Raw genomic sequence first — 23,421 nt, forward strand, 5'->3', positions numbered from 1 at the left:
ATCCATCTTACCTCATTGGCAAGGAATCAGCCAAAATTTCGTTTTACAGAACGTTTGCATGTCCATCATAAATGACTCCACGACCTGCATCGACCGTTATTCTTTGACCATCCGTGAAAACCTTGGTCGCGTCCTCCGCCCCAACGATTACCGGTATGCCCAATGTGACTCCCACAACAGCTGCATGGCTTGTCAAACCGCCTTCTTCCGTAATCAATGCCGCACACTTTTCAATTGCCGGCATCATTTCGCGGTCAGAACCGATCGTAACCAATACAGAGCCTTCCTTCACTTTTTCCAAAGCTTCCTTGGCATTCTTAGCGATAACCACTTCACCTTTAGCCGATTTCCTGCCGATTCCTTGAGCCTTCAAAAGAACCTCTCCTAACACATGAATTTTCATCAAGTTAGTCGTACCTGTTTCACCTACAGGCACACCGGCTGTAATGACGACTAAATCCCCATGGGAAACTAAGCCGGAATGCAGGCTTTCATCTATTGCGGTTTGAAGCATTTCATCGGTAGTCGTTGCTTTTGGACCAATCTGCGGATAGACTCCCCAAACCAATGCAAGCCCTCTTGTAACATGATCATTGGATGTAACCGCAATGATCGGTGCTTTAGGGCGATATTTGGAAATCATCCTTGCCGTATGACCGCTTTCTGTAGGGGTGATGATTGCCCCTGCATTAAGATTAAGCGCGGTGTGGGCAACGGATTGACCAATGGCATCCGTGACATTATGACGGTTCACTTTGCTTCTGACTGATAATATATCCCGATAATCAAGGGCAGTTTCAGCACGCGAAGCAATGTTATGCATCGTTTGCACCGCTTCGACAGGATAGGTTCCAGCAGCTGTTTCGCCAGAAAGCATGATGGCATCCGTTCCATCAAATATGGCATTGGCCACGTCACTTGCTTCTGCACGGGTCGGCCTTGGATTACGCTGCATCGAATCGAGCATTTGTGTAGCCGTTATGACTGGTTTCCCGGCATTATTACATTTTTTGATCATTTGTTTTTGGACTAATGGCACTTCTTCTGCAGGAATTTCCACTCCCAAGTCTCCACGTGCCACCATCAAGCCATCTGAAACTTCCAAGATCTCATCAAGACGGTCCACGCCCTCTTGATTTTCGATTTTAGGGATGATTTGAATATGTTCCGCACCATTTTGCTGCAATAATTCACTTACTTCAAGCACGTCGGAAGCCCTGCGTACAAATGAGGCAGCAATGAAATCGATACCCTGTTCGATCCCAAAAAGGATATCCTGTTCGTCTTTCTCCGTTATGCCAGGCAGGTTAACCGAAACTCCTGGAACATTGACGCCTTTTTTGTTCTTAAGTGTACCGCTATTCAAGATTTTCGTATGGATTTCTTTTCTGACCTCATCAATCTTCAACACTTCAAGCCCGATCAATCCATCATCCAAAAGGATTTTAGATCCTGGGTGAACATCATGCAGAAGCCCTTCATAGGTAATGGAGAATTTTTCAGGTGTTCCCAGGACTTCATTCATGGAAATAATGACTTCGTTGCCGGCTATAAGCTCCATAGAATCATTTTCCATATTATTTGTCCGTATTTCAGGTCCTTTTGTGTCCAACAGGATGGCAACCTGTTTACCCGTTTTTTCGCTCGCTTCTCTTATATTGCGGATTCTAGCTGCGTGTTCTTCATGATTTCCATGAGAAAAGTTAAGCCGTGCTACATTCATTCCCGCCTCTATTAATTGAACCAGCTTTTCTATACTTTCACTTGCGGGGCCAATCGTACAAACAATCTTGGTTTTACGCATAGTGTCATCCTCCTTTAAGGAAAACTACTCGCCGCCTGTCCACTACATGAAGACAGGGGGCGCAGTGTTTTATGTCTTCTTTTAAATACCCATTACTAAAAAGCGATTCCTATCGGTCAACAAAAATGATTAAATGGATAGCTCAGCGGATAATTCATACATTTTCTTGTCAATTGTATGCGGTTTAGCAAGAGCTTCGATGATATCATAATCAACAAGTTGATTTTGTTCGATCCCGACTGCCCTGCCCCCTTTTCCTTCTAGAAGCAATTCAACGGCTCTTGCCCCAAGACGGCTTGCCAATACCCGGTCATTTGCAGAGGGAGATCCCCCGCGCTGAACATGGCCCAGGACCGTTACACGAGTTTCAATTCCTGCTTTCGCCTCAATACTCCTGGAGATATCAACGGCACTTCCAACACCTTCGGCTACAATGATGATACTGTGCTTTTTCCCTCGGTCATGTCCGCGGTTCAGCTTTCCAATTAAATCATCTATTTCATATTCATATTCAGGACAAAGAATCGTTTCAGCTCCGCCAGCCAATCCAGCCCAAAGCGCAATATCGCCGGCATCTCTTCCCATCACTTCAACCACATAAGTCCTCTCATGAGAAGTGGCCGTATCCCGAATTTTATCGATAGCATCGATGACTGTATTCAGGGCCGTATCGAAACCAATCGTAAAGTCCGTGCCCGGTATGTCATTATCAATCGTTCCAGGAACCCCGATACAAGGGAAACCCCTTTCCGTTAAAGCTCTCGCCCCGCGGTAAGAACCATCGCCACCAATTATGACAATGCCCTCGATACCATGTTTATTCAATTGTTCAATCGCTTTAAGCTGGCCTTCCTCCGTCTTAAATTCCGGACAGCGAGCCGTATGTAACATCGTGCCGCCTCTATGAATGATATCCCCGACCGACCCAAGTTCAAGCTTTTTTATATTGCCATTTATCAGACCCTGATAGCCATGATAAATACCGAAGACCTCCATTTCATGAAAAATTGCTTTCCGGACAACTGCTCGGACTGCCGCATTCATTCCTGGAGAATCTCCTCCACTTGTCAATACACCTATTCTTTTCATAAATGTCACCTCTCTACAGCACTAATCAATTTTAAGCTTCGCTATATCATTGTACCCTTTTTCAAGCTTCAATAAGCAGTAACTGTTTCACTTATGCATACTTGATGTTATAAGCCTAACCGATTCTCTTCAGAAATTGAAGTAAAATGGTGTGAAACTTTACATTCTACACACAAACCATATTCTTTACTCGTTTCGGTAATGAATACATATGCACGAATGAAAGGATGAAAAAACGTGTTGCCCCAGGCAGCACGTTTTTCCTTTTCCAAAATGTGTTTATGAATGCTGTTCCACTTCCTTAGGTTCGCCCTCAGGTTGTTGTTTTGCAAATTCATATTCACCGATTTTCTTGAATTTCATATAACGCTGGTTGATTAGATCATCACTATTCAATGGCAACAGTTCATTGAATGAACGTTTCAGGATTTCCTTGATGGCTTCTGCCTGTAAATTCGAATCCCGATGGGCGCCGCCCCTCACTTCAGGAATGATCTCATCGATGACTCCTAAGCGGTTTAAGTCGGGAGCCGTGATTTTCATCGTTTCCGCAGCCCTCTTAGCCTGAGAGGCATCCTTCCACAGCAAGGCTGCAGCCCCTTCAGGGGAAATCACGGAATATGTTGAGTTCTCAAGCATGAAAATTCGGTCTCCGACGCCAAGCGCCAATGCACCGCCGCTTCCGCCTTCACCAATGACAATACTGATGACCGGCACCTTCAGCCCTGCCATTTCGAAAAGGTTTTTCGCAATGGCTTCACTTTGCCCGCGCTCTTCAGCAGCTTTACCAGGGAAAGCTCCCTTCGTATCAATGAAACAAATAATCGGCCTGTTGAATTTTTCAGCCTGTTTCATCAGACGCAAAGCTTTTCGATAGCCTTCAGGATGGGGCATGCCGAAGTTACGACGGATGTTTTCCTTCGTATCCTTCCCGCGTTGATGACCGATGACAGTCACGGCAAGTCCATTGAATTCTGCGATTCCAGAAACAATCGCTTCATCATCCCCATAATAACGATCTCCATGAAACTCGATGAAGTCATTGAATAACAGCGGAATGTAATCAAGCGTCGTCGGACGGGCTGGATGCCGGGCAATCTGAACACGATCCCACGGTTTAAGATGGTTGTAGATATCCACTTCCAGCTTCTCTAAACGCTTTTCCAATGTCTCGATTTCTGCTGTAAGGTCTACATCAGCATCCTTCGAGATTGCTTTTAGCTCTTTAATTTTATTTCTCAGGTCCGTAATGGGACGCTCGAACTCTAATTCGTAAATCATAACCACTCACCGCCCGGGGCATGGATTTTAAGGATCGTCGTCAAGGTTTCCTTCATTTCCGTACGTTTGACGACCGCATCCAATTGACCGTGCTTCAACAAGAATTCAGCCGTTTGGAAATCTTCAGGAAGCTCTTCACGAATCGTCTGCTCAATGATTCTTCGTCCCGCAAAACCAATAAGTGCTCCAGGTTCGGCTAGATTAATATCGCCAAGTGACGCGAAACTTGCCGAAACCCCGCCTGTGGTAGGATGGGTCATCATTGATATGATCAGTCCGCCTTCATTGCTGAATATCTTGAGTGCTGCACTTGTCTTTGCCATCTGCATCAAGCTCAAAACACCCTCCTGCATCCGGGCGCCGCCTGATGCCGTAAATATGATGAACGGAATCTTCAATTCACCAGCACGTTCAATGGCACGGGTAATTTTTTCGCCAACAACGGATCCCATGCTTCCCATCCGGAAATTCGAATCCATGATGGCAGTTGAAACTTGGTAGCCATTGATGCTTCCGACTCCTGTGACAACCGCCTCATTAATCTTGGCTTTCTTTCTATCTTTTTCCAGCTTTTCTAAGTAATCCGGAAAATCAAGCGGGTTAACGGAAATCATTTCTTTATCAAATTCATTAAAAGTGCCTGCGTCGAATAAAAATTCGATGCGCTCATGGGAAGACATCGGATGATGGTACCCGCAATGCAGACAGACTTTCTTGTTTTTCACCAATTCTTTTGTATACATGATTTTTTTACAGCCGGTGCACTTTGTCATGATTCCTTCTGGTACATCTTGTTTCTCCCGATCTAAAGGAACCGTTGCATATTTCTTCTTAGACTTCGCAAATAGCTCTTTAAGCAAGCTTAATCCTCCCTTTACCACCAATTATCTATTTTATGATACTTGGTACAAACTATATCAGAAATAAAATTAGTATCGTGTAAAAAGGTGTCATTCGCCCTTCGACATATTTCTAATTCTAATAAGATACGTTTCGATGGCTTTTTCTTCATCACGTTCGAGCAAATATGTAAGAAGTGCCAGATAGTCTTCTTTTTTCACATTACCCTGTACCATCTCTGATGTTCTAGCATAGCTGTTGACAATGCGCCAAATTCTTTCCAGCAATCGATTGCGATTCAAAATGGCAATTCTTAAAAAGAAATCATCATCATGAAACATATCCGCTTTGACCCAGGCCATTAATCTTTTGATGTCCTCAGCCGTAGCGAAAAAGGCGACGATCCGCAAACAGTCTATTTCAATCAGCCTTTTCGTCTCAGACAAATCTTCTTGTACTTTTTTATCTTGCAAAAAAAAGGTTCCCAGAAGCTCGACTAGCTTATGCTCCTGGAAATCCCTAATAAACGTCCCTTCACCACGCCTTGTTTCTATTAAGCCTAATAGCTCTAAGGCACGCAATGCTTCACGGACAGAGGAACGCCCAACATTAAAACGATCCGATAACTCCCGTTCTGATGGGATTTTATCTCCCGGCAGGAGGCTGTCCGCTTCAATCATGCTACGTAGGCTCTCAACGACATCGAGATAAATTTTGGATGAAGAAGTACGACCTGCCAAATTAATTATTCCTCACTTTTTCCAATGATCGCTAATTTCTTTGTTTTTTCTTTAATTTCCTCTGGATCTACATTGATTCTAGCTACTCCGGTTTCCATCGCTGCCTTGGCAACAGCAGCCGCAACGGCAGGTGCCACCCTCGCATCAAATGGAGCAGGGATCACGTAGTCCTCGTTCAACTCATGCTCCTGAATTAATCCAGCAATGGCTTTTACTGCAGCAACCTTCATTTTTTCATTGATATGAGTCGCACGTACATCCAAGGCCCCACGGAAAATCCCTGGGAAAGCAAGGACGTTATTGACCTGATTCGGGAAATCCGAACGGCCAGTTCCAACAACCTTGGCACCCGCTGCTTTTGCATCTTCCGGCATGATTTCCGGATCTGGATTAGCCATCGCGAAAATGATTGCATCCCGATTCATCGAAGAAACCATTTCTTTTGTCAATGCACCTGCGGCAGAAACTCCTATAAATACATCAGCGTTTTCAATGACAGATTCCAAAGGCCCTGAAACCTTATTTCGATTGGTCACTTTCGCCACTTGTTCTTTTGTATCATTCATACCTGTCGAACGGCCCTCATAAATGGCACCCTTCGTATCACACATGATGATGTCGCGAACTCCATAGCTATAAAGCAATTTAATGATGGCAATGCCCGCAGCGCCTGCGCCATTCGCTACCACTTTAATTTCTGACATTGATTTATTCACCAGTCGTAACGCGTTCACAAGACCGGCAACAGTAACAATGGCTGTACCGTGCTGATCATCATGGAAAACAGGAATATTCATTTCTTTTTTGAGTCGTTCTTCAATTTCAAAACAATTTGGTGCGGCTATGTCTTCTAAGTTCACTCCACCGAAAGTCGGTTCGAGTAATTTAACGGTCTCTACAATTTTGTCCACATCCGTCGTTTTTAAACAAATCGGGAAAGCGTCCACTCCGGCGAAACTTTTAAATAAAACGGCTTTTCCTTCCATGACCGGCATAGCAGCTTCCGGACCGATGTTTCCAAGTCCCAAAACAGCCGTTCCATCAGAAATGACGGCAACCGTATTCCCCTTCATTGTATAGTCATAAACGGTTTCCGGCTTATCGTAAATATCTTTACACGGTTCTGCGACACCAGGAGAATAAGCCAGGCTTAAATCTACTGCGTTCCTAACCGGCACTTTCGAAACTGTTTCTAATTTTCCTTGATTCAAGCGGTGCATATGTAATGCTTCTTCTCTTAATGTCATAGTTTCACTCCTAAAACAAATTGGGTAACCCATTATCTTATATGCTGAAATTATGCTGAAATCTAGTGGTCAGACCACAGCGGCCTGTTTTCAATATAACATAACTATTAAAGTTGTAAAACAGTTATTCTTTCTTGTAAACCACATTCCCTTTTCCCACCAAGTCAAATAATGCCTGCATCAGTCTATCTGTAGGATTGACCCAATCCCAATAAGATAGCTGTACATAGCGGTTTTCCCTCTCGTAAAAAAGCATGACCTTGGTTTCACCGCTATGCTGCATTAAATTTTTTTTTATTTTTTGCAGTGTATCCTTCGTTTGCTTGCCAGCCTCAATTTTCAGGAATATCGTTCCGTTTTTTTCCTCTTTCATCTGCTTCACTTTTTCAAGCGGGTATACGCTCCGGATCAGCAGCTGTGTTTTTCCATCCCGCTCTTCCAATGTCCCTTGCAGCATAACGAGTTGTCCATGATTCAAGTCGGCAGAGTGGTTTTTATAAACATTTGGAAATACGACCGCTTCAATATCCCCCTCTTCATCACTGACGCTCAAGAAAGCCATCACATCGCCCTTTTTTGTCCTTATGGTTTTAACCGACGTAATGTAAGCGCCAAGTAAGACTTTCGATTCCTTTTTATTAATAGCTTCATCTATAGTCAAACAGCCGAAGTGCTGAAAAAGTTCTCTGTAGCTTGTCACAGGATGATTCGATAGATAAAGCCCCAATGCGCTTTTTTCCAACGAGAGTTTGTCCTCGATTGGGATAGGATCGACCCGGTGGTATTTCGGTTTGAGTGAAAACTCGCCATCCGAAAACATATCGAATAGGTCATCATCCGGATTAACCAATTCCGTATGATTGATCGCTACGTCCAAGCTCGCCAACAATGTTGCCCGGTCTTCACCGAATTCATCAAATGCACCTGAATGGACAAGCGCCTCCAACACTTTTCTATTTACGATTTTCCCCGAAACGCGCAAACAGAAATCGAATAAATCTGCGAACTTCTTCTGACGCCTTGCAGCGAAGATATCTTTTAGGACCGTCCCGCCTATCCCTTTTATGGCTCCAAGGCTATAACGGATCCCTTCCTTTTCCGGTAAAAACGGGTAACCGCTCCGGTTAATCGAGGGAGGCAGAACCGCTATCCCTTTCTTTTTTGCTTCTCGGATATATTGCGAAATCTTTTCATCATTCCCGACAACCGATGTCAAAAGTGCTGCCATGAAATATTCCGGATAGTGGGTTTTCAAGTAACCCAGCTGATAAGCGATGAAGCTATACGCCACCGCATGACTTCGGTTGAATCCATAGTTAGCGAAGCGGACAATCAAGGAATAAATCTCATCTGCCGTTTTTTCGGAGTATCCTTGTTTCAATGCGCCGCTCACGAAATGCTGCCGCTCTCGATCCAGAACATCCTTCTTCTTCTTCGAAACGGCACGTCGGAGCAGGTCAGCCTCCCCTAATGAAAACCCGGCTAAACGGGAGGCGATTTGCATGATTTGTTCTTGATATACGATGACCCCATATGTAGGCTCGAGGATATCCTTCAAATCCTCGTGAAGGTAATCAATCGAAGCAAGTCCATGTTTTCGCTCGATGAACAGCGGTATATTTTCCATCGGACCTGGACGATATAGGGCATTGACCGCAACGATATCCTCGAATCGGTTCGGTTTCAGCTTGATCAAAACCTTTCGGATGCCATCCGATTCAAATTGGAACACCCCGGTTGTTTCGCCTCTGCCTAAAGTGGCCAGCGTCTCGGGATCATCCATCGGAATATGGGACAAGTCGAGCTTTTTCCCTGTTCCTTTTTTAATGTTATTTAAAATATTATCGATTAGCGTTAAATTGCGGAGTCCAAGAAAATCCATTTTAAGAAGTCCCAGTTCTTCGAGAAGGTCCATTGGATATTGAGTCAGGTGGATGCCGTCATGCCCTCCCTGAATCGGGATATGCCCGGTCAGTGCCTGGTCACTGATGACGACGCCGGCGGCATGTGTCGAAGCATGGCGAGGCAGCCCTTCAAGCAATAACGCGGTTTGAAATAGTTTTTGATTCAGGTCACTCTCATTAACGAAATCCCTAAGCCTTTTCGATTCCTTGAAAGCCTCGGGAAGCGTGATGCCCAGACGGCCTGGAATCATTTTCGATACCGCTTCCTGTTCCTTTGAATTCAGGCCGAAAACACGTCCTGTATCCCTTAACGCAGCCTTTGCAGCCAATGTCCCGAATGTAATGATCTGTGCTACATGAAGTTCCCCGTATTTCTTCGCGACATAGGCAATCACTTCTTCACGGCGGTTATCCGGAAAGTCAATGTCGATATCCGGCATCGAGACACGTTCCGGATTCAGGAAACGCTCGAACAGCAAGGAATGTTCGATTGGATCGACATCCGTGATCGACAGCACATAAGCGACCATCGATCCTGCGGCCGACCCCCTTCCTGGACCAGTCAGGATTTGGTGGTCCTTAGCGAATTTCATGAAGTCCCAAACGATTAAAAAGTAATCGCTGAATTTCATCTTGGTGATGATATCCAATTCATATCTTAGTCGCTCTTCATATTGAATGGATGGCTCCGGCACTCTTTTCTTCAGCCCTTGGAAGCAGATGGCTTCGAGCATTTCCTCGGCTGTGGCTCCATCTTCAGTAGGGTACTTAGGAAGAAGTGAACGATGAAATGGAATTTCCAGATTGCATTGCGCGGCAATATGCAGTGTATTTTCGAGTGCATCCGGTCTGTCATGGAATAGTTCTGCCATCTGAGACCGGCTTTTCAAATAAAATTGATCGGATTCAAGAACCGTATGCGTCTCATCCGCCAGCTTGTCGCCATTTCCGATTGCCAATAAGACTTCATGAGCGAGTGCATCGCTTTCGTTCAAATAATAAACTGGATTCGTCGCGACAATCTTGATCTCTAAATCTCTCGCCAACTGACTTATGGCTTCGTTACTTTTTTCCTCATCCGCAATCGACAGTCTCTGTATGGATACATAAAAGTTATCATGACCAAAAATTTGCAGAAATCGCCCTGCTGCCTGTTTGGCTTCTTCAGGGTTTTCTTCTCTCAATAGCGTTTCTATCTGCCCCTCTGCACCTGGTGTGACTGCAATCAAGCCCCCGGAATAGGCTTTAAGCCAATTCATTGGAATGCCTGACGGGGATTTCGTTTTTATGGCACTGCTTATTTTAAGCAGGTTTTGATATCCTTGCAGACTCTTTGCCAATAAAAGAAGTCCATGTGGCGATTCCCGTTCATCAAGGACATCCGCAAGTATGCCGATGATCGGCTTTATGCCCTGCTTCTTGCATTCTTTATAAAAATAGACCGAACCGTACATAACATTTCGATCGGTTAAGGCAAGACTTGTACAGCCATCCGCTTTCGCTTTGGCCACAAGTTCAGTGATCTTCACCGTACTTGTCAGCAGGCTGTATCCGCTCTGAATATGGAGATGAGTATACACGTTTTTTTCTCCCACCTTTGTAAGGCATGTTTCTTTTCATTATAGTGTTTATTTCAAAAAAAGAAAATATGTTCTCATTACCAATGCAATTTAACCTCCTGATTTCCGGCGACTATCATAATACCTCTGAACATCCCATATAAATGGAATAGAAGAATATCAAGAAAAAAAGGATGATGATATATGAATGAAGCCTTTGTTCCAGCCTTCCTCAACAGCTTTTTCATATCGCTTGGCGTATTGCTTGGCGGCTCGATAATCGGGGGCCTCGCCGCGTTTTTTACTGGACAAGCCCCGATGACGACTGTATTCCGGCTGTCGGACAGCCTTCGTATTTGGGCGATTGTCGCTGCGATCGGGGGAACTTTTGATATGGTCTATAATTTTGAACGCGGTATTTTCCACGGGGAAACGAAGGATATAGTCAAGCAGGTCCTATTGATACTCTCTGCACTTGGAGGGGCACAGACAGGAGCACTGATCATCAACTGGTTCACGCAGGAGCATATTTCACCATGAGGATACCTCCCTATCACCGGACTCCCACCTGGCAGCGTTTTTTTGCCGGGGCCGCACTTGGCGGATTGATCAGCTGGGGGATATTCTTTTATATGCATGGCGTCCAGCAGGAGAAGCAGATCCGGTCCCTTCACGAACAAAGAGAAGAAATCAAGGATTTAAACGGGAAAATCGCAATTTGGGAGCAGGATTATAAAAAATTGAACGAGAAAAACGAGGAAATCCTGACGATTCAGGAAGTGGAAGTAACGATCACGAATGAAAAATACAGTCTGGATCAGTTGAGTATTGCAGAAGCGGAGGATGTGATTGAGGACGACCTATCCTCTCTTCTCGCCAAAGATGTCGCCAGTGTCTATGACGGTAAGGTGCTGTTGAAAAAATCGATAGAAAATAAGATCATGACCATCAATAAAAAGCGCTATCGACTTGAAGTCGTTGAAATCATGTTTTATACAAAAATGAATATTGAAATCAAACTAAAAAGGACTACTTCTTAAGGATGGGTGAATATCCACCGAATTTAAAAGACCAAATCATTTGTGATTTGGTCTTTAAGTTTTATCATTCCGCTTTATTCAACTCTTCCATGTCGGCAAGGATATTATCCACTTCATCCCAAGAATAGATCGAAGCCCCTGCTGCAAACGGGTGGCCTCCGCCGTTATATTTACGGGCAATCGTATTGATGACCGGTCCTTTAGAACGGAAACGAACCCTGATTTCTTGATCTTCTTCAATGAAAAAGACCCATGACTTAACATTTTTAATCGAACCTAGCGAGGAAACGAGCTGCGATGCCTCAGATGTGGAAGCATTGAATTTTTCAAGTATATCTTTCGTGATGATCATTTTCCCCGTTCCATATGGAAGGATTTCAAAATGCTGTAGCACATATCCATTCAACCGGACTATGCTTTCCTCGACGTCATACATCTCCTGATATAACTGCGGGCGGGAGAACGAATAGTGAATCAATTCACTGGCATAGGCAAATGTCTTTTCAGTCGTGCTTTGGAATAGGAAACGACCTGTATCGCCAACAATGCCTGCATAAAGAAGGCGTGCCGCTTCATCACTCATCTTCAAGCCCTGCTCTTTACCAAACTGGTAAAACTCGTAAATCATTTCACTTGTGGAACTTGCCGATGTATCGACCCAACGCATATCCCCATATGGATCTTCATTAGGATGATGATCGATCTTAATCAGTTTATCCCCCGTCGTATAACGTGCATCACAAATCCGGTCCGTATTTGCGGTATCACAAACGATGACCAAGGCACCTTGATATGTTTCATCCGAAATCACATCGAGCCTTCTTAAATAATTCAATGACGGTTCCTCTTTCCCGACCGTATAAATTCGCTTTTCGGGGAAAGATGCTTTCAGGATTTCCGCCAATCCCCCCTGTGAACCATAAGCGTCCGGATCTGGACGGACATGACGATGGAGAATGATAGTATCATAACGCTTTATATCTGCTAATATTTCAGCTTTCATATTGATCTCCCCTTAACATATGTATTATCGAGCCTTATAAAGATGATATATTTCATTTAATCAAAAAATTGCGGAAATAGGAAGTCTCATCTTGTTTACTGTGGCATTCTCTTTCATTTCCCGCTACAATAAAAAGGTACATATGTTAAATTGGGGGAATTTCAAACGATGCCTATTCTTGTCACCTTGATCGTTCTTTCACTAGGGGTCTATCTGTTTTATAAAATCAAATCGGTCCGAACCAGAATGCCGATGGAGAAAAAGTGGATTTCAGGGAAGTCTTCCATTGCCCTCGGTGCGTTTGTCGCACTATTCGGAATCAATCAGCTTTTTCTATTCCACACGACCATCACTTATATCATTGCCGCCGTTTTCATCTTCGTTGGCTTATTCAGTATTTGGGGCGGCTATAAAATGTATAAATTTTATTTGCCGCATGCAATCGAAGAAGCTGCAAATCAAAAAGGATAATCGAATTTCGATTATCCTTTTTATTTTTTCATGATCGGTCCAGCAATTGACAAGTCAACATCGCCTTGCCGACAAGTTTGCCTTGGTTAAACACCTCGACATCGACTTTTCCGAATTTACGTCCTACATCAAGGACACGCGGATGGATTTCAAGCGTACTGTCGATCTGGACTGGCTTGATGAAGTAGATCGTCATGTTTTCCACGACCAAGTCACCGCGCTTATAGCTTCTAAGTGCTCGATTTGCCGAGTCGGTGACCAATGTCGTGAACACACCGCTTGAAATGGTACCAAGGTAATTGGTCATCTGCGGGGTGACTCCATAGTTATACACTTCCTCGCCCTTGCCGCGATTCGAAGTCATCACAAGCTGGCTGGTGATCGTATCGTCGATCGTTTCGCCGACCTGAGGCTGCCTTTGACTCATTTGCAATGCCTTCAGCACATCCTGCCTGCTCACGATACCCTTTAGGATATGACTGTCATTCACGACCGGGATTAACTCGATCCCTTCCCAAACCATCATATGTGCAGAAGATGCCACACTCATTTTATCGCCTACGGTCATCGGGTTTTTCGTCATCACCTTATCGATGAGCGTCATCTCTTCCTGTCCGATGATATCTTTTGATGTGACCATTCCTTGAACCTTCATATTGTCATCGACAACAGGGAAACGGCTATGCCCCGATTCCTGATTCAGTTCATGCCAGGTCTGAACCCGGTCACCCACGGTCAAAAAGGTCGTTTCCTGTACGGGTGTCAAAATATCCTCCACCAGCAAGATTTCCTTTTTGATCAATTGGTCATAAATCGCCCGATTGATCATCGTTGCGACGGTAAATGTATCGTAACTCGTTGAGATGACTGGCATCTCCAATTCATCGGCTAACCTTTTAACGGGCTCTTCGGTATCGAATCCCCCGGTGATCAGCACCGCTGCACCCGCTTTTAACGCGTGCTCATGGGCCTGTGTACGGTTCCCGACGATCAGCAGGTTTCCTGCGCCTGTATATCTCATCATGGCATCCAGCTTCATCGCCCCGATGACGAATTTATTTAATGTCTTATGAAGTCCCGTTTTCCCTCCAAGAACTTGTCCGTCAACAATATTGACTACCTCTGCAAACGTGAGCTTTTCAATATTCTCTTTTTTCTTTTTCTCAATGCGGATCGTGCCTACCCGCTCAATCGAGCTCACGTAGCCCTGGTTCTCCGCCTCTTTAATTGCCCGGTATGCCGTACCTTCACTAACATTCAATGCTTTCGCAATTTGACGGACGGAAATCTTCTCGCCGACAGGGAGCCCATCGATATGTTTCAATATTTGTTCATGCTTTGTAGCCAAGCGCTTCACCCTTTTCACGGTATTCCTATTACCCATTATAAGGTCAAAGAGCCCAGTTTATCAAACAACTACTAGTATTGGCGCAACCTTTTGTATTCCGGCTGGCGCTTTACCTTTTGTTTCTTAGGAGAATATAGTATGCCCGTCAAGTTTCCAGCTACCGCCAATAATGCAAACAACAGCCAGGAGCCGGCAAACAGCCCCTCCAGACCGCCACTTTCCAACGACAAGCGCGGCACGGCATAATACAGCATCACACCGCATAAAAGCAAACACAGTAATAACCTCTGTTTCATCCAATCCCCCCTTTTTTTTCATCTATTCATTTTATGCCTGCGAAAGGAAAAAAGACTTGGCTGCTGAGCGAGAGTTTACTTTCAGATAGATTCACTTTGTATGGCTTCTTTTTTCATAAAAGAGGAGTGAATTTACTCGATATACATAAGGAGGAGTTTTGTTAAACATATCCATTCAATAATAGTTGCTTTGAGCTCCCTAACTATAGATGGATGTTCCGAAGCAGGTACTAAAGTGGCAGTCAATGAGAGGAAAATGATTCTAAACAGACAGATAATAAAGAAGTATCAGAAATAAAAATGAAGTTTAGAAAAGAACTCACTGTACGAGGTAGTTTGCAAGGAAAACAGGAAGCAGTAGTATTGGTAAAACACCAATCTTCACTTGGTCCACAGCGGTGCAGACAAACGCACCAACAACCACGACTTTCCCATGCATTAGATTTTGGAAACTGGACGCTATCTCTATATGAGATATACGGAAGTGTAAATGTAAAATAATGAACTTGACTTATTTTCCTAAAGTTCTCCTTTTCTAATAAAAACAAAATTTCTTTAGTAAAGGCGAATATAAATTGTTAAGTCTTAATGGAGAAAGAAACAGTCAACTTACAAACCTTCCAAAACTGAGGGCAATTGGGTTTCTCTCTTAGTATTAATGCAGAGTTGATTGGAGCGGGTGTGCAAGACTCCTGCGGGAATGCGAGTCCAGGAAGACCCCGCAGGAGTCTCCCGGACCGCCCGCGGAAAGCGAGTGCCTGCAGTGGAAAGAAACGGTCAAATTTTACAAACCTAAAAAAAAACTGTCGACACACTCCATTATCATCGAGCCTATCTATAGTCTGACGGAAGCCCCTGCAGGCTCCCGCTCCTTTTAAAAGTCTATTTCATCCCCGGCTTCCATGATCAGTCCATTTTCCTCTTCAAGCAGGTCGAGGAATTTTTCAGGATCCTGTTTGATGACAGGGAAAGTATTGTAATGAATCGGCACGACTTGTTTGGCTTGAAGGAATTTCGCTGCAAGTGCTGCATCTTCCGGGCCCATGGTGTAATTGTCGCCGATAGGCAAGAATGCCAAGTCAATCGGATGTCGTTCCCCGATCAGTTTCATATCGGAAAATACCGCTGTATCCCCTGCATGATAGATCGTTTTCCCTTCTATCGTAAGCAATATTCCAGCAGGCATTCCTAAATAAATGATTTGCCCCTCTCCATTATTGAATCCCGTTCCATGGAAAGCTGGCGTCAGTTTCACTTTTCCAAAGTCGAACTCGAAAGCTCCGCCGATGCTCATCCCGTGGGTCCTGACCCCTTGATCACCCAGGTAATCGGCAATCTCTGCAATGCCGATTACAAGCGCATCATGCCTTTTGGCCAATTCAACCGTATCACCGACGTGGTCATTATGGCCATGTGTTAAGATGATCACATCCGGTTTCACATCTTCCACCTTCAAATCGGTCAATTCGTTTCCAGTAATGAATGGATCGATTAAAATCGTTTTACCATTCGTTTCGACTTTTACAACTGCATGTCCATGAAAAGATACTTTCATTTTTGATGCTCCCTTCCCATACCAACAATTTTTTTATGTAGCTTTCTTAGGCCTTTCCCATTTACTATACTTTTAAATATTGCTAAGGTAATTATATCTTATTAATGGAGGTACCGTCATGAATGAACGTTTGAAAGAACTACAAACTTGGCTACAGGCGAATGAGGCTGAAGCCGCTTTACTTACATCTACAGAGAGCATCTTCTATTTGAGCGGGTTTTTTAGTGATCCTCATGAAAGACTGCTGGCACTTGCCATTTTTGCAAATGCCGAACCTTTCCTTGTCTGCCCGCAGATGGAAGTTCCGGATGCTAAACAAGCTGGATGGGATGGAGATATCATCGGTTACACCGACATTGAAAACCCTTGGGAAAAAGTTAAGCAGGCAGTCAAGGATCGCGGTTTAACCATTCATACAATGGCCATTGAAAAAGAGCATATGAATGTGGAACGTTATGAAAAGGTCCAACAACACTTCGGAGCACCGAAGCTTGTTTCCGCAGAAGAAAAACTTCAAAAGATGCGAATGATCAAATCGGAAGATGAAATGGTCAAAATCCGTGAAGCATGCCGCCTTGCCGACTTTGCGGTTGAAGTGGGTGTCAGCGAAATTCATGAAGGTAAAACGGAAATGGAAATCCTTGCAGCGATTGAATACGAATTGAAAAAGGCCGGAGTGAGCCAAATGTCTTTCTCCACCATGGTCCTGACTGGTAAAAATGGCGCTTCCCCGCATGGCACACCTGGGAATACGAAGGTTCAGCGCGGCGACCTTGTCCTCTTTGACCTTGGCGTCGTTCATGAAGGGTACTGCTCTGACATTACTAGAACGGTTGCTTACGGAGATATCAATGATAAACAGGCAGAAATATATGAAACTGTACGTAGAGCACAAGAAGCTGCCGTTGCAGCCAGTAAACCTGGTGTATCCTGTTCCGAGATAGACTTGACGGCCAGAAACATCATCAGGGATAAAGGATACGGTGAATTTTTCCCGCACAGGCTCGGCCACGGACTTGGGATCAGTGTCCATGAGTTTCCATCCTTGACTGAAACGAATTCACTCGAACTTCAATCCGGAATGGTTTATACCATCGAACCTGGCATATATGTTCCAAATGTTGCAGGTGTCAGGATTGAAGATGATCTATTGATCACCGATGCCGGCTGTGAGATTTTGACCAAATTCCCGAAGAGCCTGCAAATCATAAAGTGATAATGCATGAACCATTTAATATAACGAAATCCGAATACCCCCGCCTTCATTTAAGACGGGGGTATTTATTCAACATATCAACTAATCGGTCCGCAGTTCATACTTCATTGCTTTATCACTGCCGTCAAACCAAATGACCAGCCATTCATTATCTATTCTTATGATTCCCCTCTCGTCACCGAGATAATAAACAACATTATCTTCCTCTTTAAAGTATTCCATTTCTGTTGGAGACCCTAAAAGCGTGAACACTTCATCTTTTGTCATGCCTATCAATTCATGTTCATTGATTAAGTCATCTACCAGGTAGACTCTCCCTTCAACATCATTTAACCATCTTTCAGTGGTGAACCTTGATTCAGATTCATTTACCCCTAACATAACCACACAAAAAACCAGAAGGGCAAAGCCAAGGCTTGATATGACTATAAATCTAATTTTGAATTTCCTTTTATTATGCTTATTGGTATATTTCCATGAAATCCTTTGAAAAAATAGTAATAGAATAAATGGAAGCAGCAGTGCTGATATACTCATTAAACTGATCGTAGCATGTACAAAATTGATGTAAGAAATAAAAATGTAATAGATTAAAGCATACAAAAGCACGTATAAATATAATGCATAGTTTACTATTTTTGAAACACTCAAAGAAAAAAACTCCCCTCTCACATTAGAGGTTACCATTAATAAACAAATAAGGTAAAAAGAATAGATATTCGTCATGCAATGATTCATCACATCATAATAAGGTTGGAATCATATAATTTCCAGATTATTGGCATAAACATTCGCTAATTTGTTACAATTGAAATCAGATCCATAAGGTAAATCATTGTATAATAGGAATGAAATAGAAGGAGGAGATTCACTTGAATAGTATAGATTATAAAAATATTCTTGTAGCAGTGGACGGCTCGGAAGAAGCAGAGTGGGCCTTAAAAAAGGCCATCTACTTAGCAAAACTCAGTGACGCTACCCTTGTGCTCACACACATCGTGGATACAAGGAATTTCCCTACTGTCGAAGCTTATGATATGACTATCCGTGATCACTCTGAAACCTTTGCCAATGAGCTCTTGGACAGGTATAAAACGGAAGCCATTGCCTCCGGGATTACAAAGGTCCAAACAGAAGTTGCCTATGGTTCTCCTAAAGTTCAAATTCCAAGGGATTTAGCGAAAAAGCATTCGATCGATTTAATTGTCTGCGGTGCAACAGGCCTTAATGCAGTCGAACGTTTCCTTATCGGCAGCGTGTCGGAAGGCATCGTTCGCCATTCTAACTGTGATGTAATGGTCGTGCGTACGAATCAATAAGAGAAAATGATAAAAAGCTCGTTCGCCAAATTGGTGAACGAGCTTTTTCCTGTTATTCACTAACCAGTTTTTCCGCTTTTTCAATCGCCAGCAGGACTTGGGCAAAACCTGTACCGCCCGCACTGTTACGGAGTTTAACTGCCTCATAAGGATTTAATGCATCATAAATATCCTGATCAAACAACTCGGAAGCTTCCTGGAATTGTTCAATGGTCAGGTCGACTAAATAGCAGCCATTCTGGACACAGAACAATACAAGCTTCCCGACCACTTCGTGCGCCTCACGGAAAGGCATTCCCTTTGAAGCCAGGTAATCAGCTAATTCCGTCGCATTCGAGAAGTCATTTTTTGTTGCTTTTTCCATTACGTCCGTTTTCACTTTCATCGTTGAAATCATGCCGGCAAATATTTTAAGTGAACCAACAATGGTCTTAACCGTATCAAAAACGCCTTCTTTATCTTCTTGCATATCTTTGTTATAAGCAAGCGGCAGTCCTTTCAAAACAGTCAATAACCCCGTTAGGTTCCCATAAACCCGTCCTGTTTTACCACGGATCAATTCCGCCATATCAGGGTTTTTCTTTTGCGGCATGATGCTGCTTCCAGTGGAAAACGCATCATCCAATTCAATGAATTGGAATTCCTGGCTTGACCAGAGAATGATTTCTTCGCTGAAACGGGATAAATGCATCATCATTGTCGCGCTGTTGCTCATGAATTCAATGGCAAAATCACGATCACTTACCGCATCAAGGCTGTTTTCGTATATTCCCTCAAACCCCAATAGCTCCGCACTGAGGGCACGGTCAATCGGAAAAGTCGTCCCAGCTAATGCCCCAGCACCCAATGGAGAAATGTTGATTCTTTTGAAACTCTCGGTGAAGCGCTGCTTGTCACGCTCAAGCATCCAAAAATAGGCCATTAAATGGTGGGCAAACGAAATGGGCTGTGCACGCTGTAAATGTGTATAACCTGGAATCAGTGTTTCCACATTTTTCTTGGATTGTCCCAAAATCGCTATTTGCAAATCATTGATGAGTTCCAGAATCACTTTCGTTTGGTTCCGCATATACAGATGAAGGTCGGTTGCAACTTGGTCATTACGGCTTCTTCCTGTATGAAGCTTTCCGCCAACTGGACCGATTTCGCTTATTAGCATACTTTCCAGGTTGAGGTGGATATCTTCCATCTCAACCTTAAAAGTCAATTCACCCTTCTCAGCTTTTCCCTGTAAACTTTTCAGACCCGCAATGATCTGATCCGCATCTTCTTCAGGTAAAATGCTGCATTGCTTTAACATGGTTACATGAGCTAAACTGCCTTGAATATCTTCAAGGACAAGTTCCTGGTCAAAGGAAATGGAAGCTCCGAACTCATCTACCCATTCTTCGGCAGATTTCGTAAATCTTCCTCCCCAAAGCTTGCTGCTCACACGGTCACCTTCTTGCTATTGACCATGCTGTTCACTTTCGTTGGAAGTCCCCATAGCTTAATGAATCCAACTGCTGCATCATGATCGAATTCGTCCGCTTTTGTATAGGTAGCCAATTTTTCGTCATATAGGGAGTACTCGGATTTTCTTCCTTCAACAATCGCATGACCTTTGAATAGTTTCACACGTACCGTACCCGTTACATTCACTTGTGTTTCTTTCAGGAATGCAGCCAAAGCTTTTTGAAGCGGAGAGAACCAAAGTCCCTCATAAATCAATTCAGTCATTTTCTTCTCGATCACCGGTTTGAAGTGAGCCAGTTCTTTAACAAGCGTGATATCTTCAAGTTCTTTGTGTGCAGCTATCAATGTCATCGCACCAGGAGCTTCATAGACTTCACGTGATTTGATCCCTACTAATCTATTTTCAACGTGATCGATACGTCCAACTCCGTGTTTGCCGGCAATTTGATTCAACTCGACGATCAGGTCAGCCAATTTATAGTTTTTATCATTCAATGTAACCGGCACACCTTGTTCAAAACCAATTTCAATGATATCTGCAGTATCTGGCGTACATTCAAGGCTTGTAGTCAAATCATAGGCCTCTTCCGGCGGAGCTGCCCAAGGATCTTCCAGGATTCCGCATTCGTTACTTCTTCCCCAAAGGTTTTGGTCAATCGAGAACGGGCTCGCCATGCCAATCGGAACGGGAATGCCATTTTTCGCTGCATATTCAATCTCCTCTTCACGAGACCATTTCCAGTCACGAACAGGTGCAAGAACTTGCAAATTAGGGTTCAATGCGGAGATTGATACTTCGAAACGCACTTGGTCATTTCCTTTTCCCGTACAACCGTGCGCAACGGCAACCGCGTTTTCCGCTTCAGCCACTTCCACTAATTTCTTCGCGATCAGCGGACGTGATAAAGCTGATACCAATGGATATTTCCCTTCATACAAAGTATGTGCCTGAAGAGCCGTCAATGCGAATTCATCAGCGAATTCGTCCTTCGCATCAATGACATATGAACTTACCGCACCAACAGTGATCGCTTTTTCCTTAATGAAGTCCAAATCTTTTCCTTCTCCGACATCCAAGCAGCATGCCACAACTTCGTACCCTTGATCTTGTAACCATTTAATTGCAACGGAAGTATCCAAACCTCCGGAATATGCTAAAACAACTTTTTGATTTTCCATTTCCATCGTCCTTTCGTGTGAATAAAAATTCATCGTTTGTTATTTTTATTCATTCTATGATTAGTACTTTATCATCTTTATTAATGAAATACAAGGGGTATTTTAAAGATTTCGCTAAATAATCCCCTATTATTTTCAGGGAATTTACACATTGGATGCTTCCGCGAGAATATAGTAAACTAGGAGTATGATAAATCGAAAAGCGGAGGGCATATGAGAGAACTATTTATCTATGATGAAAGGCTCGGCATCTCCATTCCTGATTTGAATCTGGAGTGGGATGAATATACAAAAGGCGAGCAGCAGCAAATACTCGTACATTGGGAGAATATCAGGGGAAGCATTCCGGACCGCATCAAGGAACTGGAATCCACGATAAACCGAAAGCAGTTTCGGCTCTCCGATGAGAGTAATTTCGCCAAATCATGCCAGCTCAATTCCGAAATTGCGGAACTTGCTTCCATCATCAATGATTTATGGCTTTGGTATCGTGCCAATCAAGCCGTGACGGAAAAGATGCATAATTAAGGCCTATTCCATGCAAAAAAAGCCACAGTTTAAAACTGTGGCTTTTTTTGCATCCCTCTTATAAATCCTTGCGAAGTTCACCGACGACATGTCCCAATTCCGGAAGAATCAATTTATTCATTGCAAGCCGAACCGCCCCTGATGAACCTGGGGTGGAAAAAACCGCTTTGTTGTTCACGACTCCGGCAATTGCCCTGGATAGAATGGCAGCCGCCCCGATATCCTCTTGATAGCTGAGCATACGGAAAATCTCGCCAAAACCGGGTATTTCCTTGGTCATCAATTCTTTGACCGCCTCGATCGTTACATCCCTTTTGGCGATGCCAGTGCCCCCATTTGTTAATATGACATCAACCATGCCGCTTTGACTGCCAGAAGTGACCGCATCCTGAATCGCCTTCCGCTCATCCTTAACGATTACATATTCCGTCACTTCATGACCACTCGATTTCAATAATTCCTTCATCAGTGCCCCGCTTTTATCCGTTTCTTCATCGCGCGTATCGCTGACGGTTATCACCATGCAGCGAACTGCCTCCGTGACGGCCTTTTTATGATTCTTGACACTCATTCTCCATCAGCCTTCTTTTCCAGTAAATAACGATATTGATAGAACTTCTGGGCAAATTCACTGACATTCCGGGTCATTTGATAATTGGATCCAGCCCCGATGGCCATGCTGATGAACGGTATGCCCCGAACCAGTTTTTTGCGGAAAACGGCAATGGATAATGCTTTCAACAGCTGCTTGAGCGGCTGTTCCATCCATGTAGGGTTTGTCAATTCTTCGATTCCTAAATAAAAATAGTCATCTTCTGCTGTCTGTACCTCACGAATCAATTCTTCCCAGGCTATTCCTTGGAGCCTCTTTGGCATCGCTCCTGCATTGAATACCTTAAGGGCAAGCATCATTTCAAACGGTGTATTCACCTCGACACCATAAGACATCGCAATCAGCTGTACGATCCTGACATTGATGACGGTCATGGCCGGAATATCGCTCCCCAGCAAAAGCAGGCCTCCTGATCCGCTCATCCCGCCTTGTGCAAAAGAATATAAGCGATGCTTAGCGATATGCTGATTGGCTATGTAATTCAACTGGTCGATCGATAAGTGATTCAAATCACTCAACGTTTCGATTTCTTCATTAAACACGCGCGCAGATGCTAAAATCCGCTCTCTTGCATCTATTTGAACTTGTGAGCTCTGAACCATGGCATGCAAATGAAAAAGCCAAGTATCAAGCTTTTCAAAAAACTGTTGTTGGACGTTTTCCGGTAGCAGGGCAAACCCCTGCTCCAACCATTTATCATACAATGCAGCAAGATCCGTTGGCTCATATTGATAGAGTTTTTCCTGCCATTCACTAATTTCATTCCAAACTTTCATTTCCCGGTTCGTGAATTCCATGCATCAAGCCTCCTATGTACAGAATTGGTGGATTCTCCCTTAAGTATACCATAGAAAGAAGCATTTCTCAGAATGGATGAGGGCGATCCGGCGTTCAAGGATATGGATTGCCAATACATAATATCAACAAGAAGTCG

General features: G+C 43.7%; 22 protein-coding genes. 6 read left to right on the plus strand and 16 right to left on the minus strand.

Annotation, left to right across the window (positions count from 1 at the left end):
* Positions 1 to 43: 43 nt before the first annotated feature.
* The 7 genes from pyk to dnaE form a co-directional block, all read right to left on the minus strand.
* The gene (gene pyk / locus ACJ9PY_RS19300) at positions 44 to 1,804 is read right to left on the minus strand and encodes a pyruvate kinase (protein WP_057276708.1); all 1,761 of its coding nucleotides are present in this window, start codon (positions 1,802 to 1,804) and stop codon (positions 44 to 46) included.
* 129 nt (positions 1,805 to 1,933) lie between these two features.
* Positions 1,934 to 2,893, minus strand: a complete 960-nt coding sequence (gene pfkA, locus ACJ9PY_RS19305) for a 6-phosphofructokinase (RefSeq protein ID WP_048681124.1) — start codon at positions 2,891 to 2,893, stop codon at positions 1,934 to 1,936.
* A 279-nt stretch (positions 2,894 to 3,172) separates the two neighbouring features.
* Positions 3,173 to 4,174 (minus strand): acetyl-CoA carboxylase carboxyl transferase subunit alpha, encoded by a 1,002-nt coding sequence (accA, locus tag ACJ9PY_RS19310; protein ID WP_034309128.1) that lies wholly within the window; start codon positions 4,172 to 4,174, stop codon positions 3,173 to 3,175.
* Complete coding sequence (gene accD, locus ACJ9PY_RS19315; protein WP_034309130.1) at positions 4,171 to 5,034, minus strand: acetyl-CoA carboxylase, carboxyltransferase subunit beta; 864 nt, start codon at positions 5,032 to 5,034, stop codon at positions 4,171 to 4,173. Before accD ends, accA begins: the two co-directional genes overlap by 4 nt.
* Before the next feature lie 90 nt (positions 5,035 to 5,124).
* Positions 5,125 to 5,754, minus strand: coding sequence for a FadR/GntR family transcriptional regulator (locus ACJ9PY_RS19320; RefSeq protein ID WP_095679822.1), 630 nt, complete (start codon positions 5,752 to 5,754; stop codon positions 5,125 to 5,127).
* Positions 5,755 to 5,759: 5 nt separating this feature from the next.
* Positions 5,760 to 7,001: an NADP-dependent malic enzyme gene (locus tag ACJ9PY_RS19325; protein WP_057276709.1), complete on the minus strand. Its 1,242-nt coding sequence runs from the start codon at positions 6,999 to 7,001 to the stop codon at positions 5,760 to 5,762.
* A 124-nt stretch (positions 7,002 to 7,125) separates the two neighbouring features.
* On the minus strand, positions 7,126 to 10,485 hold the full coding sequence (dnaE, locus tag ACJ9PY_RS19330; RefSeq protein WP_411738765.1) for a DNA polymerase III subunit alpha: 3,360 nt from the start codon (positions 10,483 to 10,485) through the stop codon (positions 7,126 to 7,128).
* A 183-nt stretch (positions 10,486 to 10,668) separates the two neighbouring features.
* On the opposite strand from dnaE, the gene ACJ9PY_RS19335 reads away from it, so the two are divergent.
* Together ACJ9PY_RS19335 and ytrI are read left to right on the plus strand one after the other, a co-directional pair.
* A complete protein-coding gene (locus tag ACJ9PY_RS19335; RefSeq protein WP_034309135.1) occupies positions 10,669 to 11,004 on the plus strand; it encodes a YtrH family sporulation protein in 336 nt (111 codons plus the stop codon).
* Positions 11,001 to 11,504: a sporulation membrane protein YtrI gene (gene ytrI / locus ACJ9PY_RS19340; RefSeq protein ID WP_411738766.1), complete on the plus strand. Its 504-nt coding sequence runs from the start codon at positions 11,001 to 11,003 to the stop codon at positions 11,502 to 11,504. The genes ACJ9PY_RS19335 and ytrI overlap by 4 nt, the downstream gene beginning before the upstream one ends.
* Positions 11,505 to 11,568: 64 nt before the next feature.
* Here the strand turns inward: ytrI and ACJ9PY_RS19345 are convergent, their stop codons facing one another.
* Positions 11,569 to 12,507 (minus strand): DHH family phosphoesterase, encoded by a 939-nt coding sequence (locus ACJ9PY_RS19345; protein ID WP_034309141.1) that lies wholly within the window; start codon positions 12,505 to 12,507, stop codon positions 11,569 to 11,571.
* 168 nt (positions 12,508 to 12,675) lie between these two features.
* On the opposite strand from ACJ9PY_RS19345, the gene ACJ9PY_RS19350 reads away from it, so the two are divergent.
* Positions 12,676 to 12,978, plus strand: a complete 303-nt coding sequence (locus tag ACJ9PY_RS19350; protein WP_034309143.1) for a YtpI family protein — start codon at positions 12,676 to 12,678, stop codon at positions 12,976 to 12,978.
* Positions 12,979 to 13,006: 28 nt separating this feature from the next.
* On the opposite strand, the gene ACJ9PY_RS19355 is transcribed toward ACJ9PY_RS19350, so the two are convergent.
* From ACJ9PY_RS19355 to ACJ9PY_RS19365, 3 genes are all read right to left on the minus strand, one after another.
* Positions 13,007 to 14,326 (minus strand): DRTGG domain-containing protein, encoded by a 1,320-nt coding sequence (locus ACJ9PY_RS19355; RefSeq protein WP_034311452.1) that lies wholly within the window; start codon positions 14,324 to 14,326, stop codon positions 13,007 to 13,009.
* A gap of 71 nt (positions 14,327 to 14,397) precedes the next feature.
* Positions 14,398 to 14,622 (minus strand): hypothetical protein, encoded by a 225-nt coding sequence (locus ACJ9PY_RS19360; RefSeq protein ID WP_034309145.1) that lies wholly within the window; start codon positions 14,620 to 14,622, stop codon positions 14,398 to 14,400.
* 874 nt (positions 14,623 to 15,496) lie between these two features.
* Positions 15,497 to 16,177: a metal-dependent hydrolase gene (locus tag ACJ9PY_RS19365; RefSeq protein ID WP_048681095.1), complete on the minus strand. Its 681-nt coding sequence runs from the start codon at positions 16,175 to 16,177 to the stop codon at positions 15,497 to 15,499.
* Positions 16,178 to 16,295: 118 nt separating this feature from the next.
* On the opposite strand from ACJ9PY_RS19365, the gene ACJ9PY_RS19370 reads away from it, so the two are divergent.
* On the plus strand, positions 16,296 to 17,393 hold the full coding sequence (locus tag ACJ9PY_RS19370) for a M24 family metallopeptidase (protein WP_411738767.1): 1,098 nt from the start codon (positions 16,296 to 16,298) through the stop codon (positions 17,391 to 17,393).
* A gap of 81 nt (positions 17,394 to 17,474) precedes the next feature.
* Here ACJ9PY_RS19370 and ACJ9PY_RS19375 read toward each other — a convergent pair whose 3' ends face one another.
* Entirely contained in the window at positions 17,475 to 18,044 is a 570-nt protein-coding gene (locus ACJ9PY_RS19375) for a hypothetical protein (protein ID WP_411738768.1), read from the minus strand.
* Between the two features lie 230 nt (positions 18,045 to 18,274).
* Between ACJ9PY_RS19375 and ACJ9PY_RS19380 the strand changes: the two genes are divergently transcribed.
* A complete protein-coding gene (locus ACJ9PY_RS19380) occupies positions 18,275 to 18,712 on the plus strand; it encodes a universal stress protein (protein WP_063577658.1) in 438 nt (145 codons plus the stop codon).
* A 52-nt stretch (positions 18,713 to 18,764) separates the two neighbouring features.
* On the opposite strand, the gene argH is transcribed toward ACJ9PY_RS19380, so the two are convergent.
* Complete coding sequence (gene argH, locus ACJ9PY_RS19385) at positions 18,765 to 20,144, minus strand: argininosuccinate lyase (protein ID WP_411738769.1); 1,380 nt, start codon at positions 20,142 to 20,144, stop codon at positions 18,765 to 18,767.
* Complete coding sequence (locus ACJ9PY_RS19390) at positions 20,141 to 21,346, minus strand: argininosuccinate synthase (protein ID WP_034309158.1); 1,206 nt, start codon at positions 21,344 to 21,346, stop codon at positions 20,141 to 20,143. The genes argH and ACJ9PY_RS19390 overlap by 4 nt, the downstream gene beginning before the upstream one ends.
* Positions 21,347 to 21,559: 213 nt before the next feature.
* On the opposite strand from ACJ9PY_RS19390, the gene ACJ9PY_RS19395 reads away from it, so the two are divergent.
* Positions 21,560 to 21,874 (plus strand): hypothetical protein, encoded by a 315-nt coding sequence (locus tag ACJ9PY_RS19395; protein WP_034309161.1) that lies wholly within the window; start codon positions 21,560 to 21,562, stop codon positions 21,872 to 21,874.
* A gap of 58 nt (positions 21,875 to 21,932) precedes the next feature.
* Here ACJ9PY_RS19395 and ACJ9PY_RS19400 read toward each other — a convergent pair whose 3' ends face one another.
* Positions 21,933 to 22,445, minus strand: coding sequence for a molybdenum cofactor biosynthesis protein B (locus tag ACJ9PY_RS19400; protein ID WP_034309163.1), 513 nt, complete (start codon positions 22,443 to 22,445; stop codon positions 21,933 to 21,935).
* Positions 22,442 to 23,284 carry an EcsC family protein gene (locus tag ACJ9PY_RS19405; RefSeq protein ID WP_048681081.1) on the minus strand — a complete coding sequence of 281 codons (843 nt, stop codon included), beginning with the start codon at positions 23,282 to 23,284 and terminating at the stop codon, positions 22,442 to 22,444. Before ACJ9PY_RS19405 ends, ACJ9PY_RS19400 begins: the two co-directional genes overlap by 4 nt.
* Between the last annotated feature and the right edge of the window lie 137 nt (positions 23,285 to 23,421).

The organism is Peribacillus sp. S4, from assembly GCF_046715815.1.
GTDB lineage: Bacteria > Bacillota > Bacilli > Bacillales > DSM-1321 > Peribacillus > Peribacillus frigoritolerans.